This window comes from Streptomyces hyaluromycini, from assembly GCF_002217755.1.
GTDB lineage: Bacteria > Actinomycetota > Actinomycetes > Streptomycetales > Streptomycetaceae > Streptomyces > Streptomyces hyaluromycini.
Window position 1 is genome coordinate 741,651 of record NZ_BCFL01000019.1, and the last position, 15,392, is coordinate 757,042.

The following is a 15,392-nucleotide window of genomic DNA, read 5'->3' on the forward strand; positions in this document are numbered from 1 at the left end:
GGTGACGGGTGACGGGTGACGGGTGACGGGTGACGGGTGACGGGTGACGGGTGACGGGGGCGCGGGACGTGCGGATCGGTGAACTGGCGCAGGCGACCGGATCGACACCGCGCGCCCTGCGCCACTACGAACAGGCGGGCCTGATCACCTCCGCACGCGCCGCCAACGGCTATCGCGCGTACGACGCCCGTACGGCCGTACGCGTCCGCAACATCCGCCGGCTGCTGGCGGCGGGCCTCACCCTGGACGACGTACGGGCCTTCCTGCCGTGCCTGGACGGCGAGGTCACCGCAGGCCGCGCGTCGGCGCGGGGTCTGCGGATCGCCCGGGACCGGCTGGCGGTCCTGGACGCACGGATAGCGGCACAGACGGAGGTACGGGAGCGACTGGCGGCTGCGCTGCGCGAGGCGGGCGAGACGGCCTGACGGTCGCCCCGGGACGCCGGAACCCGGGACGCCGGAACCCGGGACGCCGGGTCAGGCGACGACCGCCCCGCCGTCCACCGGCAGTACCACGCCGGTCACGAACGACGCCTGTGGCGAGGCGAGCCGGGTGATGGCCCAGGCGACCTCCTCAGGACGGCCGATCCGGCCGAGCGGGGTGTGGTCGAGCTGCCACCTGCGCAGGGCGGCCCGCTGCTCCGGGGTGTATCCGGAGTGGTCGGCGATCGGTGTCTCGATCGCGCCCGGGGCCACCGCGACCACCCGGATCCCGTGCGGGGCCAGTTCGACGGCCCAGCTGCGGGTGAGCACTTCGAGCGCGGCCTTTCCCGCCGCGTACAGGGAGTTGCCGGTCGGCCAGCCACGCTGGCCGACGGCCGTCGTCACGTTCACCACGACACCCCGGCTCTCCTCCAGCGCCGGGAGCGCGGCCTGGGTGAGCAGTACGGGAGCGATCAGGTTCGTCTCCAGTAGCGGCCGCACGGCCGCGCGGGTGTAGGTGCGCAGGGAGCCGGCGGTGACGACCGCCGCGTTGTGGACGAGCACGTCGAGACGGCCGTGGCGCTCCAAGGCCGTCCGTACGACGGTGCCGGGCCCGTCCTCGGCGGTGATGTCCGCGGGCAGCGCGGTGATCCCGGGGTGCCCGTCGGCGGTTTCGGAGAGGGTGCCCGGTCGGCGGCCGACGGCGACCACGTGCGCGCCCTCGGCGGCGAACGCGCGCGCCGTGGCGCGGCCGATGCCGGTGCCGGCTCCGGTGACGACGACGGTGCGGGGGGCCCGGGGGCGGATGTTCTCGCTCATGCCGGGATCGTCGGACCCTGACACCGGCGTCAAGGTCAAGTCCCCCTCGACAGGCCTCGACAGGCCTCGGCAGGTCCCGGGAGGCATGCGGGCGCGGCAAGGTGTGAGGCGTGTCATCGGGGGCATTCGGTCGCAGCGGGGAGTGAGCGGGCGCGAAGGCGTTCGGGCCGGGCTTCCCTCCGGGCGTCAATCGCTTGCCGATAAGGCCGAGTTGATGGCATACACCCTTTTAGGTGCTATCTGGCCCGAACCGTGCGGCAGTTACCGTTGGACCAGCAGGAATCCGCCCGTGCGAAGGCGGATCTGGGCAAGCAAGAGGGGGCGCACGTGGCGCGTCTGAGGGGCGGGGCGGTCACCGCTGCCGTCGTGGTGTTCGCGGTGGCCGGCTGTACCGACCTGCAGGACAAGGGGAGTCCGGGAGCCCAGGGCGCGGGCGGCGGGGGAGCGGCGCTGACCGCCGCCGACTCGCTCACCGTCAAGGGCCGGGCGCCGAAGACCGGTTACTCCCGGGAGAAGTTCGGCTCCGCCTGGGCGGACACGGACTCCAACTCCTGCGACACCCGGGACGACATACTCAAGCGCGACCTCAAGGAGGTGAAGTTCACCGACGGCGACTGCAAGGTCTCCTCCGGAGTCCTGGAGCCGGACCCCTACTCCGGCAAGGAGGTCACCTACAAGCGCGGCCGCAGCCTGGTCGACATAGACCACCTCGTCGCCCTCTCGGACGCCTGGCAGAAGGGCGCCAAGTACTGGGACGCCAGCAAGCGCATAGCCCTGGCCAACGACCCGCTGAACCTCCTGGCCGTCGACGCGAGCGCCAACCGGGGCAAGGGCGACGGCGACGCGGCCACCTGGATCCCGGCGAACAAGGCCTACCGCTGCACCTATGTCGCCGCGCAGGTGGCCGTGAAGAAGAAGTACGGCCTGTGGGTCACCGCCGCCGAGAAGGCCGCGATGAAGAAGGTCCTCGCCACCTGTCCCGGCCAGAAACTCCCCTCGGGCGGCAACCCGACCAAGGCGCCGTCACGCTTCAAGGCGCGCTGAACCGGCCCGCCCCCGCCGCGTGCGTCAGTACCCCAGGGCGCGGCCGCGCGGCGGAGGGGCGGGGCAGCCCGCCTTCTCCCAGGCCACGAAGGTGTTGGTGCGGGCGAAGACGAACGCCTTGACCGGGTTGGCGGAGTACGACCACGGCGGGCTGCCGACGTATCCGCCGACCGCCCGGAACTGCTCGACGGCCTCCGCGTACCGATCCGTCTGGAACAAGGCCTCCGCCAGCAGGTGCCGCACCATCGGCAGCCGGTGGTGCCCGGCCGGTGCCCACTCCACGGCGTCCAGGGTGGCGTCCACCGCCGCCTGCACGAACGGCTGGCGGTACACCGGCTCCTTGGGCTCCCGGAACGCGTGCTCCATCAGCCCGTACAGGCGTAGTACGGGCAGCAGGCTGCCCTGCGGCGCGGTGACTGCGGCCTGCTCGGCGAACGCGTACATCAGCTCGTGCGAACCGCGCCACTTGGCGCACCAGTACTGCAGGGCGCTGATGTGCGCCCCGAAGTGGTGCGGGTCGCGTGCGGTGATCTCGGCCCACAGCGCCCGGAAGTCGTCGTGCGACCAGCCGAGCCCCAGCGCGATGGAGATCTGTGCGATCCAGGGGCAGGGGTCCTCGGGTGCCATCCAGGCGGCCTCCTGGCAGGCGGGCAGTGCCTCGGCCAGCAGCCGGTGGAAGCCCTCGAACTGCTCCGCCGTGGTGTGCTTCGCCAGCTTCGCGCCGCGGACCTTGCCCGCGAGGTCCACGAGCGCGTCGGCGTGCACCAGGGCGGCGGCCGGATCGCCGGGGTACTCGGTCCGCCACGCCTTGAGCCAGGTGTCGTCCTCGGCGGCGGCGTGGGTGAGGATGCCGAGCCGGTACCACCGCAGGTCCCAGTCCCGGCCCGCTCCGGCCAGGTAGGCGGCGGCCCGCCGCCAGTCACCGGCGAGGGCGGCCTGCGCGACCGCGTCGGCCTCGGGATCGGGGCCCGCGAAACGGCTGTCGAGCTGAGCGGCGGGCACCAGCCCGTACTTGGCGGGGTCGATGTTGACCGGCGCCTTGGCCTTCGCCTCCGCCCGGAGCGCCCGCGCCTTGCGGGCGTTGCGCGGGACGGTGACGGCGGAGTAGGCGAGGATGCCGGCGCCGGCTATGTCGATGAGGACGTTCATACCGGGTCTTTCGGGTAGAGGCCGCCGGAAGAGGCGGGTGGCTGGGCGGGCGGACGAGTGGGCCGGGAGGCGGCCGAAGGGGCGGTCCGAGGGCCGGCCCAGGAAGCCGTCGGAGCGCGGACGCCGCCGGACAGCAGGGCCCGCAGGGGGCCCGTGCCGGGCGGATCGGCGACCGCGTGGTCCAGGGCCTCCTCCAGCGCCTCGGTGAACTGTACGGGCGCCACCGCCCGGAGCGGGGGCCCGGACCAGCACAGCTCCCACCGGCACAGCCCGGTGTCCAGCGCGGTGAGCAGGGCCAGTTGCCGCAGGGCCGAGCGGAAGGCCGTCCGAGCGGACTCGCGTGCCGCGCGGCCACTGCTCCGGCCGGCCTGCTCCGACCTGGGCAGCCGGCCGGCGATGTCGTACAGCAGGCCGTGGTCGACCAGGTCCAGAAGGCGGCCGAGGTGGTCGTGGTGGTCGTGGTGGTCGTGGTGGTCGAGGTGGTCGACGCGGCCGAGGTGGTCGAGGTGTGTCGCTCCGGATGCGGCGGCGCCCCTCGCGCCGGCCGCCTGGGCCATGGCCCCCAGCAGCGGCCCCGCTTCCCGCGCCCAGCTCTCGCGCCGGGTCTGCGCGGGCAGTTCCGCCCAGGGCACCCGCCGCCAGGACAGCGTCTCCCGGCTCAGTACGGCTCGTTCCAGTCGGGCGAGGAGGCGCTCCGGCTCCCGGAGCAGCGCGAGGGCGGGGCGCCGGGGGAGCGTGGCGGCGCGTCCGTCGTCGGGGAGTGCCTCCAGCACCGCGATGCGGTCGGCCGTGGGCGGGTGGCTGTCGTACGGGGACCTCTCCTCGGGAACCACCTCCGGGAGCGGCCCGCGGGCCCACGCTTCGAGGTCCGCCCGGCGGGCGGGGTCCGCGAGCAGGAGGGCGAGCCCGCCGTGGAACTGCCCTTCCGGCGGCAGCAGTCCGGCGTCCCGGCCCATCAGGGCGTACTCGCGCAGGTAGAGATCGTCGGCGGCGTCGAGCACGGGGATGCGGCGCAGCGCGGCGGCCGTGGTGTCCCGTCCGGCGATCCGGGCGGCCACCAGGTCGGCCGCGTACTCCTGCCGGCGGCTGACGGCCTCGGTCAGGCGCAGACAGAGCCGGGCGTACCCGGAGAAGACGAGGGCCAGATAGTGGTCCGGGCCCCGCGTCGGCTCCCGCTTCACCGGCGGCGGCTTGCCGGCCGCCCGGCGCCGGGCGGCCCGCGCGGCGGCCCTCGCCTGCTCCTCGGCCTCCTCACGCGCGGCCCGCTGCCGCAACGTGTGCGTGGTGTGCAGCAGTCTGCCGTGCAGCGCCCAGAGCAGGCCGCCCAGCCGGGTGTCGTCGTGCGCGTAGTGGCCCAGTTCGTGCGCGAGCACGGCGTCCAGTTCGTCGTCCGGCAGGCCGATCAGCAGGGCGACGCCGAGGAAGAGCCGCCGTTCGCCCGCGGCCAGCCCGAGCCATCGGGCGTCCTCCCGCACCATGGCATTGGCCCCCGGGATCACCCGGATCTCCGTGGGCGGCCGGGTGCCCACCCGCTCGGCCAGGTCCCGCACGCGCCGCCACAGCTCCGGCTGCTCCTGCGGCGCCGGTGACACACCGGGTACCTCGTCCTGCCCGTCCCCGGGGCCGCGGCTGAGCAGGACGACCCGCACCACGCACCAGGCGATCGCCAGCGAGCCGAGGTAGCCCTCGACGGCCATGAGCGTGAAGCTCCCGTCCCGGGCCAGGAAGACGTCCAGGACCGCCAGCGCGACGAGGAGGAGCAGAGCCAGTACGTAGAACCCGAGCAGCAGTCCGAGAACGAGCGCGGCGCGCAGCGGTGTTCCGGGCACGCCCCGTTCTCGTACGGCGGTTTCCCCGGCGGCCGCCCGGCCGGCGGGGCGGGACGTCAGGCGCATCGGCATCCTTCACGGGAACGGAACGGTGGTGTGGCGTCGACGCCGGGCTCGGAGCCGGCCGCACGCGTCGCCTGCTTCTTCGGCTACTTCTTCAGCGCCGAGAGGATCGCCGTCGTCACCTTCTTCGCGGACGCGGCACCGTTGTCGCCGCCCGCCGTGGACAGCACGGTGACCACGGAGGCGCCGGAACGGGCCGCGATCAGCGTGGTGCCGTTCTCCCAGTAGCCGCTCGTCAGCGTCATCGTGTAGGCCTCGTCACCGAGTCCGGTCGTGGAGCTGCCGGTGAGCTTCACCTTGGCGTGCGCGTCGGTGTCCGTGTACGTGGCGCACTCGGCGGCCACGGTCCGCAGCGCCTTCATCACGTCGGTCGCCGTGGTGCCCTGGAAGGCGTCGATCTCCTGGTCCACTTCCTCGGTCTTGTTCGCGTAGCCGTTCTGTGCGAACGACACCCCGCCCTTGTAGCCGGACACCTGGATCCAGGACGTGGTCTCCAGCCTGGTGCAGTCCGGCTTGCCCGTCTTCCGGCCGGCCGGGGAGAGGAACCGGCCACCGCTGTCCGCGGAACCGTCGGACTCCAGGGTGAGCCCGGACGGGAAGGCCGAGGCGGGCGCCAGCGCCTTCTTCAGCTGGGTACCCGTGAGCAGACCGGAGTCGGGGTCCTTCGCCTTGGCCGGTGCGGCGCTCGTGCCGGTACCGGAGTCGGCGGTCGTACCGGTGGATCCGGAGGAGCAGGCGGTCAGGGCCAGCGGAAGGGTCGCGACGGCTATCAGCATCACGGCACGGGACGGGAGACGCATCAGGAGTCCTTCTCGGGTGGGTTGGAGTGGCGAGTCAATAAGAGCAGAGGCTGTGAACCGAGTCAACACGGATTACGTGGTGCGTGGTGTGCACGCCCGTGAAGGGGTAGATCTTGTGTACATCGGTATGCTCGGTGCACACAGGGGCACCTGGGCACCTGGGTACCTGGGACGAGGGGAGCGAGGCCGCGTGCAGGACAACGCCACGGAGGTGACCGCGGCCGGTATCGCACGGCTCGCCGGAGTGGGCCGCGCCGCCGTCAGCAACTGGCGCCGCCGGCACGCCGACTTCCCCAAGCCGGTCGGCGGCACCGAGACCAGTCCGTCCTTCGCACTCGCCGAGGTCGAGTCCTGGCTGCGTGAGCAGGGAAAACTCGCCGAGGTCCCGCTGTGCGAGCGGGTCTGGCAGCAGCTCGCCGGGCACCCCGAGGGCGCGCTGACGGCGCTGGTGCACGCCGGCTGTGCGCTGCTGCTGATCCACGAACGCCCCACCGTCTGGCTCGACGTGAGCGCCGGCTCGGACGAGCGCCTGGCCGCGATGCTGCCGGGCGCGCTGGAGCAGGTGCTGACCGCGCGCCTCGGCGGGGCAGCGGAGCGCACGGTTCACAGCGGCCGGTCCGCGGGCGGCGCCGAGGCTGTGAACAGGCCCGGCAGCGCAGCGGGTGTGAACACATCAGCGGCCGCCCGCCCTGTGAACACCCCGCCGACGACACCCGGCGCGACCGTCGCCCCCACCGCCTCCGTCGCCCCCACCACCCTCACCACCCCCGCCGTCCGCACCCCCACCGGCCCCCAACTCCTCCCGTCCGCCCCCCTCCTGCGCGGCGCCGCCGAGCTGGCCGCCGAGGCCGGGGCCCGGCAGGCCTTCGAGTTCCTGCTGGGCCGGCACCTGGACGCCAACCCCCGCCAGTACACGCTCACCCCGTCCGACCTCGCCGGTCTCATGGCCGACCTGGCCGGCCCCGCCCGCACCGTGCTGGACCCGGCCTGCGGGACCGGTGCCCTGCTGCGGGCCGTGGACGTCCGCCCCGGCCAGGAGCTGTACGCCCAGGACAGCGCCCCCGATCTCGCCGCGCTCACCGCGCTGCGGCTCGCGCTGCACTCCCGGGCCGGGGTGCACGGCGCCGCCGGCGACACCCTGCGCGCCGACGCCTACCCGGAGCTGCGCGCCGACGCGGTGCTCTGCCACCCGCCGTTCAACGAGCGCAACTGGGGCCACGACGAGCTGGCGTACGACGCACGCTGGGAGTACGGCTTCCCCGCGCGCACCGAGTCGGAACTGGCCTGGGTGCAGCACGCCCTGGCCCGGCTCGCCGACGGCGGCACCGCGGTGCTGCTGATGCCGCCGGCCGTCGCGTCCCGCCGTTCCGGGCGCCGGATCCGTGCCGACCTGCTGCGCCGGGGTGCGCTCAGGGCGCTCGTCGCGCTCCCGGTCGGGGCGGCGCCGCCGTACAGCATCCCGCTGCACCTGTGGGTGCTGCGCCGGCCCGACCGGACGCCGGCCACGCCCGAGGTGCTGCTCGTGGACACCGGGAGGTTCGCAGGCGAAGGGCGGGGCGGCCCGGACTGGGCGGCGGTACGGGACGCCGTCCTGGACGCCTGGCGTGCCTTCGAGCGCACTGGGGGGCCGGTGGAACGGCCGGGGCTGGCCCGTTCGGTGCCGGTCATCGAACTCCTCGACGACGACGTGGACCTCGCCCCCGCCCGCCATCTGCCCCCGGCCGCCGGGGCCGACGGCGCGGAACAGCTCACGGCGGTCCGCGAACGGTTCGGTGTGACCCTGCGCCTGACCGCCGACCTCACCCCGCCGCCGGCCGACCAGGCGCCGCCCGCGCGGTGGCCGCTCACCACGGTCGGCGAACTCGCGCGCGCGGGCGCGCTGGTGCTGCGCACCGGCGGGAACGGCGGCCACGCGCGCGTGCCCGTGCTCACCGACCACGACGTCCTCGCCGCGGTGGCCCCCTCGGGCACGCTTCCCGAGAGCGACGAGGAGGCCGTGCTGACCGAGTCGGGCGACGTCGTCGTACCGGTCCTCGGCGGCGGTTCGGTGGCGCGCGTGATCGACGACGCGACGTCGGGCGCCGCCCTGGGGCGCAACCTCGTGCTCCTGCGCCCCGATCACACGGCCATCGACCCCTGGTTCCTGGCCGGCTTCCTGCGCGGCACCGCCAACAACCGGCAGGCCAGCAGCTATGCCTCCACCGCGACCCGGCTGGACGTGCGCCGGCTCCAGCTGCCCCGGCTCCCCTTGGAGGAACAGCGGCGCTACGGCGCGCGCTTCCGCGCACTCGACGAGTTCGAACGGGCGCTGCGCCACGCGAACCGGCTCGGGGAGCACCTCGTGCGCGGAATGTACGACGGCCTCACCGACGGGACCGTCACGCCCGACTGATCCCCGCCTGATCCCCGATTGATCACCGATTGATCCCTGATTGACCCTTGATCGATCCTTTCCCGGCGCGTCCCGGCAGTCGGTCCGACAACGGTTCGGTACAACCCGGACCGGTTGTCCGTGCCGGGCCATATGCTCGAAGCGACCATCACACGACCGATGTTGTCCGCGGGCGGACGGCGCCGGACGGTGGAGTACGCCCTTTTCAGGGAACTTCAGGCAACACAGGAGCGATCATGCAAGGCCAGGGCCATGCGCAGCCGGTGCAGCGGCCGCCGCACGACGCGGTACTGGTCCTGTTGCGCGTGGTGTTCGTGGCGGTCGGGGTGTTCAGCGCCGGCTTCCTGGCATGGGCGATGCTGCTGCGGCTGGCCGTGGTGACCCGCAGGTCGGTCGACTCCGGCCTGCTGGTGGCGGCCGCGGCGGCCGACGTCCTCAGCCTCGTGCTGCTGGGCACCGAATCGGGCGACGACGTGCACACCACCGGCGGCTACCTGGGGATCACCCTGCTGTTCGGCACGCTCCTGGCCACCATCGTCTACTACCTCGCGGCCGACGTGCGCCACTTCCAGCGGCAGCGCGAGGCGTACGCGGCGCAGACGTACGGCTACCCGCCCGCCCCCTCGCCGTACGCCACGGGGACGACGCCCCTGGGCATGCAGCCCCCGCACACCGCGCCCCCGCACACACCGCCCCCGCACACCGTTCCCCCGATGTCCCGGCCGCCGCTCCCGCAGCCTCCGATACCCGCGCCGCCCCAGCGCCCGGCGCCCGCCCGGATCGAGCAGGTACGCGCCGAACTCGACGAGCTCAGCGACTACCTGCGCAAGCACGACGGGCACCACGAGGGCGGAAGGTGACCGTGGCGACAGGACGTGTCGTCGCCGGCCGCTACGAGCTGTCCACGCTCATCGGGCAGGGCGGCATGGGCCAGGTGTGGACGGCGTACGACCAGCGGCTCGACCGGCGGGTGGCGGTGAAACTGCTGCGCCCCGACAAGGTGGCGGGCGCGGAGGCGGAGGAACTGCGCCGGCGGTTCCTGCGGGAGTGCCGGGTCACCGCGCAGGTCGACCACCCCGGGCTGGTCACCGTGCACGACGCGGGCAGCGAGGGCGAGGAGCTCTTCCTCGTCATGCAGTACGTGGACGGTGCCGACCTCTCCGACCACCTGGCGGAGCACGACCCGTACCCGTGGCAGTGGGCGGTGGCGGTGGCCGCGCAACTGTGCGCCGTGCTCAGCGCCGTGCACGCGGTGCCGATCGTCCACCGCGACCTCAAGCCGCGCAATGTGATGGTGAAGCAGGACGGCACGGTCACCGTCCTCGACCTGGGCGTGGCCTCCGTCATGGACACGGACACCACCCGCCTCACCCACACCGGCTCCCCGATCGGCTCGCCCGCCTACATGGCACCCGAGCAGGCGATGGGCGGTGCGGTCGGCCCGTACACCGACCTGTACGCGCTCGGCGTGCTGCTGCACGAACTGCTCAGCGGGGAGGTGCCGTTCGCGGGTTCCACGGCGCTCGGCGTGCTGCACCGGCACCTGTACGAGCCGCCGCTGCCCGTACGCCGGATCCGCCCCGAGGTCCCGGAGCCGCTCGAAAGCCTCGTGCTGCGCCTGCTCGCCAAGGACCCGCAGCACCGGCCGGCGTCCGCGCAGGAGGTCTACGAGAACCTGGCGTCGCTCCTGCCCCCGCGCGGGATGCCCTCCGGGGCGCCCCTGGACCCCACCCGCCCCTTCCTGCGCCCGCACGCCCCCTGGCCGGACCGGGCGCGGACGCCCGCACCCCGGCCCGCCGCCCCCGTGGCCGCCGTACCGGACAGACCGGATGTCGCCGCCGCCGTCGACGAGGTCAAGCGGCTGCTCGGGGAGGGGCGCATCACCCAGGCCGTCGACATCCTGGGCGCGATCCTGCCGGTCGCCGCCGACCGGCACGGCGAGCGCTCCACGGTCGTACGCACCCTGCGCAAGCAGTACGCGGCCACGCTGATGGACGACGGGCAGTACCGGCGCGCGCTGCCCGAACTGCGCCGGCTCGCCGAGGAACGCGCCGCCGAGGCGGGCCAGGCCGACCCCCAGGTCCTGCGCTTCCGCTACGAGACCGCCCAGTGCCTGGAACAGCTCGGCGAACCGGCGGCGGCGCTCGCGGAGTACCGCGCGCTGCTGCCGTACTACGAGAACCAGTACGTGGCCGGCGATCCGCAGCTCGCGCACGACGTGCGCCGCCGGATCGGGCATCTGCTGCTCGCGCTCGGCGACCGGCCCGCCGCGCACGACACGCTCGCCCGGCTGCTGATGGACCTGGAACGGCTGCACGGACCCGGACACCCGATGGCCGCCGAGGTCCGGCGCACGTTGCAGTGGCTGGGACAGGTACGCGGCTGAGCGCTCCGCTGGAAGTGCCGCGATGTGCCGTCTGCCGTCTGCCGTCTGCCGTCTGCGGCGCCGTCGTGGCTGGTCGCGCAGTTCCTCCCCCAGCCTTCGGCCGGGGGTACCCCCAGCGCCCCTTTGGGGCGCTGCGGAACCGCAGCGGACTTCGCCTGCCCCGCTTAGCCGTCACCGGCCTGGCAGACGAGCGGCTCCGGCCTCCTGATAGGTTGCGGTCCGTTTTCCTCGGTCTTTCTTGCACAGTGCATACACAGGGGTGGGGTAGGGGCATGTCCGGCCATCGGCAGTCGAAGAAGCGCAGATACATCACCTGGGGCGTCGCGGGCGCCGCCGTCGTCGCCGGGGCCGGGATCGCCGCGCAGACCTCCATGGCGGCCACCACCTGGCCCGCCCAGAAGACGTTCACCGGCCGGGCCTTCGACACCTGCGCCGCGCCCTCCGCCGATGTGATGAAGGCCTGGAACACCGGCTTCTACGGCGCCGCGGCTGTCTACATCGGCGGGAAGAACCGCGGCTGCAACCAGCCCTACCTCACCGCCTCCTGGGTCAAGACCGTCACCGCAGCGGGCTGGAAGCTCATCCCGCTCTACGTCGGCTCCCAGCCGTCCTGCGGATCCGGCGGCTCCGTGAAGATCAGCGCGGCCACCGCGGCCTCCGTCGGCAAGTCCGAGGCGGACGACGCCGTGTCCAAGGCCGCCGCCCTCGGCATGAAGGCGGGCAGCCCGGTCTACCTCGACATGGAGGCGTACGACACGACGAACACGTCGTGCAACAACGCGGTGCTGACGTATGTCCGCGCCTTCGACAAGGAACTGCACGCGAAGACGTACCGCGCGGGCTACTACGGCTTCACCAGCTCCAGCGCCAAGGCGATCGCGAACGCCACCGACAAGACCGACCTGCCGGGCAACCTCTGGTACGCGCTGTGGGACCAGAAGAACACCACGACCACGGACTGGCCGTTCGGTGCGTCGCAGTACACCGGGCACAGCCGGGCCCACCAGTACATGGTGAACAGCAAGGAGACGCGCGGCGGTCACACGATCACCGTGGACCGCGACGCCTGGGACGCCCCGGTGGCGATCACGGGCTGAGCGGGATCCGTACCGCAAACCCTTCCGGAGGGTGGTGCGGCGGTGCCGGATGCGCGTGTGAATCGTTGGTCGAATGGGTTGGCCAGAGCTTGCCCACTGCCTACCATCGATCACCGCAAGACTTTGTGCACCGTCGCACAATCTCCTCGGGAGGCATCCTTGCACCGCCGCCGTCGCACCGCGCTCGTCCTGTCCGCCGCGATCGCCGCCGCGGCCCCCTTCCTCACCGCCTGCGGAAGCGACGCGCACCCGGGCGCTGCGGCCGTCGTGGGCGGCCAGCGGATCACCGTCTCGCAGCTGGAGAACCGCGTGAACGAGGTGCGCCGGGCCCAGCGCGCCGCGGTTCCGGACGAGACGCAGTACCAGCAGGTCCTCGCCTCCACCAGCAGCCTCACCCGGGACACCCTGTACAACATGGTCCTCGACCAGGTGCTGCACCGGGCCGCCCAGGACGCGGGCATCACCGTCACCCGCAAGGATGTCGAGGCGACGCGCGCCGGCTACGAACAGCAGCTCGGCGGCGCCAAGGCGCTGCAGACCGCCTGGCTGCAGAAGTACGGCATCGCCCCCGAGCGCCTGGACGACAACCTCCGCTTCCAGACGGAGGCCACGAAGCTCGCCCAGCTGCTCGGCACCGACACCTCACAGCCCGCCTTCTGGAAGGTCCTGGCCAACGCCTCCAAGGAACTCCACGTCGACCTCAACCCCCGCTACGGCGCCTGGGACGTCCAGAAGAGCAGCCGGGTGGACGCCAAGACGCCGTGGGTACGGGAGGTCACGTCGGCCGGGACGCAGGTGTCGGCGTAGGCCAGGCCACTGGGGCGGGCCGCTGGGGCAGCCCACTGGGGCAGCCCACTGGGGCAGGCAGGCCACGGGGGTAGTCACGTCCGCGCCGGTCATACGATCACTTGACCGCCCCCGCCCTGTGGACAAACCGCGAGGTGGGCGGCGGCGGTGCGTTACGTTCGGAGCGTGAACACCACCAGGCCCGAACCCACCACCCCGGACCCCTCTCCTGCGCCTGCGCCTGCGGCCGCCGGCGCCGGCCGGGTCGTCCTGCTCACCACCAGCCACCGGGTCGCCCCCGGCCTGCTGTCCTGGCCCGCCTGGCAGGCGCTGCGCGCGGCGGACCGCGTGCTGTGTGCGGACGGCGCGCATCCGCAGCTGCCGTATCTGCGGGAGGCCGGGACGGCCGTGGACGAGGCCGCCCCCACCGCCCAGGAGCTGGTCGACGCCTGCGCCGGCGGCCGGACGGTGGTGGTCGTGGCGGCGGGTGAGGGCGAGCCCGCCCTCACGGACGGCCTGGCCCGCCTGGCCGGCTCCGGCCGCGTCCGGATGCCCGAGCTGGAACTGCTCCCCGCCTCCTACGACCTGCCCGGCGCCCGCCTCCTCGACCTCGTCCAGGTCATGGACCGGATCCGCGCGGAGTGCCCCTGGTCGTCCCGGCAGACCCACAAGGGCCTCGCGAAGTACGGCATCGAGGAGGCGTACGAACTCGTCGAGGCGATCGAGGAGGGCGACCGCGACGAACTGCGGGAGGAACTGGGCGACGTGCTGCTCCAGGTCGTCTTCCACGCACGGATCGCGGAGGAGGACCCGGACGCCCCCTTCTCCATCGACGACGTGGCGGGAGGCATCGTCGCCAAGCTCATCCACCGCCACCCGCACGTCTTCGGCGACGAGACCGCGGCGACGCCGGAAGAGGTCAAGGAGCACTGGCTGCGCACGAAGGCGACAGAGAAGCGGCGCGAGTCGGTGACGGACGGGATACCGCTTGCGCAGCCGGGTCTCGCGCTGGCGGCGAAGCTGGCCTCGCGGGTGCGGACGGCGGGGCTTGAGGTGCCGCTGCCGCAGGCGCCGGGCATCGGGTACGAGCTGCTCGCGCTGGCGGCCCGCGCGGAGGCGGAGGGCGTCGACCCGGAGGCGGCCCTGCGCGCGGCGGCCCGGGCCTACCGGGACGCGGTGCGGGCGACGGAGGGCGTGGAGAAGTGACCGCGCCCGCCCCCGACCTCTTCACCCGGGAGTTCGCCGCCGACCCCTACCCCGCCTATGCCTGGCTGCGGGAGCACGAGCCTGTGCGGCGGACCAGGCTGCCCAGTGGGGTGGAGGCCTGGCTGGTCACGCGGTACGCCGATGCCAAGCAAGCCCTCGCCGACCCCCGTCTCTCCAAGAACCCGGCGCATCACGACGAGCCCGCGCACGCCAAGGGGAAGACCGGCATCCCCGGCGAGCGCAAGGCCGAGTTGATGACGCATCTGCTCAACATCGACCCGCCCGACCACACCCGGCTGCGGCGGCTGGTGAGCAAGGCGTTCACACCGCGCCGGGTGGCCGAGTTCGCGCCGCGGGTGCAGGAGCTGACCGACCGGCTCATCGACGGGTTCGCGGCGACCGGGTCCGCCGACCTCATCCACGAGTTCGCCTTCCCGCTCCCCATCTACGCCATCTGCGATCTGCTCGGCGTCCCGCGCGAGGACCAGGACGACTTCCGGGACTGGGCCGGCATGATGATCCGCCACGGGGGCGGGCCGCGGGGCGGGGTCGCGCGGTCGGTGAAGAAGATGCGGGGGTATCTGGCCGAGCTGATCCACCGGAAGAGGCAGGCGCTGCCTGCCGAGCCGGCCCCCGGTGAGGACCTCATCTCCGGGCTCATCCGGGCCTCGGACCACGGTGAGCACCTCACCGAGAACGAGGCCGCGGCCATGGCGTTCATCCTCTTGTTCGCAGGGTTCGAGACCACCGTCAATCTGATCGGGAACGGGGCGTACGCCCTGCTCACCCACCCTGAGCAGCGCGCCCGGCTGCAGGACTCCCTCGCCGCCGGTGAGCGCGGGCTGCTGGAGACCGGTGTCGAGGAACTGCTGCGCTACGACGGGCCGGTGGAGCTGGCCACCTGGCGGTTCGCCACCGAACCGGTCGACATCGGCGGGCAGCACATCGCGCCCGGCGACCCGGTCCTGGTCGTCCTGGCCGCGGCGGACCGGGACCCGGAGCGGTTCGCCGAGCCGGACACCCTCGATCTCGCACGGCGGGACAACCAGCACCTCGGGTACGGCCACGGCATCCACTACTGTCTCGGTGCCCCGCTCGCCCGCCTGGAGGGCCAGACCGCGCTCGCCACCCTCCTCACCCGCCTTCCCGATCTGCGACTCGCGGCGGACGAAGGGGAGTTGCGGTGGCGCGGCGGGCTCATCATGCGCGGACTGCGCTCACTCCCCGTGGAGTTCACGCCCGCCGGACGATGAGCCCTCGCCGGGCCCTCGGAGCCCTCGCCGAAGCCCTTACCCGCCCGTACGGGCAAAAGGTGACCAGCGTTCAAGTCTGTGATCTTCACGTGATCTGCGCGGCATTAACTTGTGACAAGTGATCGTCTGCCGATACGTTCACCCAT

At 73.2% G+C, this 15,392-nt stretch carries 13 protein-coding genes; 9 read left to right on the plus strand and 4 right to left on the minus strand.

Annotated features, from left to right (window positions below; genetic code table 11):
* Positions 1-68: 68 nt before the first annotated feature.
* Positions 69-425 (plus strand): MerR family transcriptional regulator, encoded by a 357-nt coding sequence (locus tag SSP29_RS21185; RefSeq protein ID WP_089102443.1) that lies wholly within the window; start codon positions 69-71, stop codon positions 423-425.
* A gap of 51 nt (positions 426-476) precedes the next feature.
* Here the strand turns inward: SSP29_RS21185 and SSP29_RS21190 are convergent, their stop codons facing one another.
* Positions 477-1,241 (minus strand): SDR family NAD(P)-dependent oxidoreductase, encoded by a 765-nt coding sequence (locus tag SSP29_RS21190; RefSeq protein ID WP_089102249.1) that lies wholly within the window; start codon positions 1,239-1,241, stop codon positions 477-479.
* A gap of 327 nt (positions 1,242-1,568) precedes the next feature.
* Between SSP29_RS21190 and SSP29_RS21195 the strand changes: the two genes are divergently transcribed.
* Positions 1,569-2,285: an HNH endonuclease family protein gene (locus tag SSP29_RS21195; RefSeq protein ID WP_089102444.1), complete on the plus strand. Its 717-nt coding sequence runs from the start codon at positions 1,569-1,571 to the stop codon at positions 2,283-2,285.
* A 24-nt stretch (positions 2,286-2,309) separates the two neighbouring features.
* Here the strand turns inward: SSP29_RS21195 and SSP29_RS21200 are convergent, their stop codons facing one another.
* The 3 genes from SSP29_RS21200 to SSP29_RS21210 all read right to left on the minus strand — a co-directional run bounded on the left by SSP29_RS21200 (position 2,310) and on the right by SSP29_RS21210 (position 6,126).
* Entirely contained in the window at positions 2,310-3,434 is a 1,125-nt protein-coding gene (locus tag SSP29_RS21200) for a hypothetical protein (RefSeq protein WP_089102250.1), read from the minus strand.
* The gene (locus tag SSP29_RS21205; RefSeq protein ID WP_167449974.1) at positions 3,431-5,329 is read right to left on the minus strand and encodes a M48 family metallopeptidase; all 1,899 of its coding nucleotides are present in this window, start codon (positions 5,327-5,329) and stop codon (positions 3,431-3,433) included. Before SSP29_RS21205 ends, SSP29_RS21200 begins: the two co-directional genes overlap by 4 nt.
* Before the next feature lie 83 nt (positions 5,330-5,412).
* The gene (locus SSP29_RS21210) at positions 5,413-6,126 is read right to left on the minus strand and encodes a hypothetical protein (RefSeq protein ID WP_089102252.1); all 714 of its coding nucleotides are present in this window, start codon (positions 6,124-6,126) and stop codon (positions 5,413-5,415) included.
* A gap of 190 nt (positions 6,127-6,316) precedes the next feature.
* Here SSP29_RS21210 and SSP29_RS21215 point away from each other — a divergent pair, with 190 nt between their 5' ends.
* The 7 genes from SSP29_RS21215 (at position 6,317) to SSP29_RS21245 (ending at position 15,246) form a co-directional block, all read left to right on the plus strand.
* Positions 6,317-8,518: an N-6 DNA methylase gene (locus tag SSP29_RS21215; RefSeq protein WP_089102253.1), complete on the plus strand. Its 2,202-nt coding sequence runs from the start codon at positions 6,317-6,319 to the stop codon at positions 8,516-8,518.
* Between the two features lie 236 nt (positions 8,519-8,754).
* Positions 8,755-9,378, plus strand: a complete 624-nt coding sequence (locus tag SSP29_RS56040) for a hypothetical protein (protein WP_089102254.1) — start codon at positions 8,755-8,757, stop codon at positions 9,376-9,378.
* Positions 9,379-9,416: 38 nt separating this feature from the next.
* Entirely contained in the window at positions 9,417-10,904 is a 1,488-nt protein-coding gene (locus tag SSP29_RS21225) for a serine/threonine-protein kinase (RefSeq protein ID WP_275539771.1), read from the plus strand.
* A 272-nt stretch (positions 10,905-11,176) separates the two neighbouring features.
* On the plus strand, positions 11,177-12,001 hold the full coding sequence (locus SSP29_RS21230; RefSeq protein WP_089102256.1) for a glycoside hydrolase domain-containing protein: 825 nt from the start codon (positions 11,177-11,179) through the stop codon (positions 11,999-12,001).
* A gap of 159 nt (positions 12,002-12,160) precedes the next feature.
* Positions 12,161-12,808: a SurA N-terminal domain-containing protein gene (locus tag SSP29_RS21235; protein ID WP_089102257.1), complete on the plus strand. Its 648-nt coding sequence runs from the start codon at positions 12,161-12,163 to the stop codon at positions 12,806-12,808.
* A gap of 165 nt (positions 12,809-12,973) precedes the next feature.
* The gene (locus tag SSP29_RS21240) at positions 12,974-13,993 is read left to right on the plus strand and encodes a nucleoside triphosphate pyrophosphohydrolase (RefSeq protein ID WP_089102258.1); all 1,020 of its coding nucleotides are present in this window, start codon (positions 12,974-12,976) and stop codon (positions 13,991-13,993) included.
* Positions 13,990-15,246, plus strand: coding sequence for a cytochrome P450 family protein (locus SSP29_RS21245; RefSeq protein ID WP_089102259.1), 1,257 nt, complete (start codon positions 13,990-13,992; stop codon positions 15,244-15,246). The genes SSP29_RS21240 and SSP29_RS21245 overlap by 4 nt, the downstream gene beginning before the upstream one ends.
* Positions 15,247-15,392 lie beyond the last annotated feature (146 nt).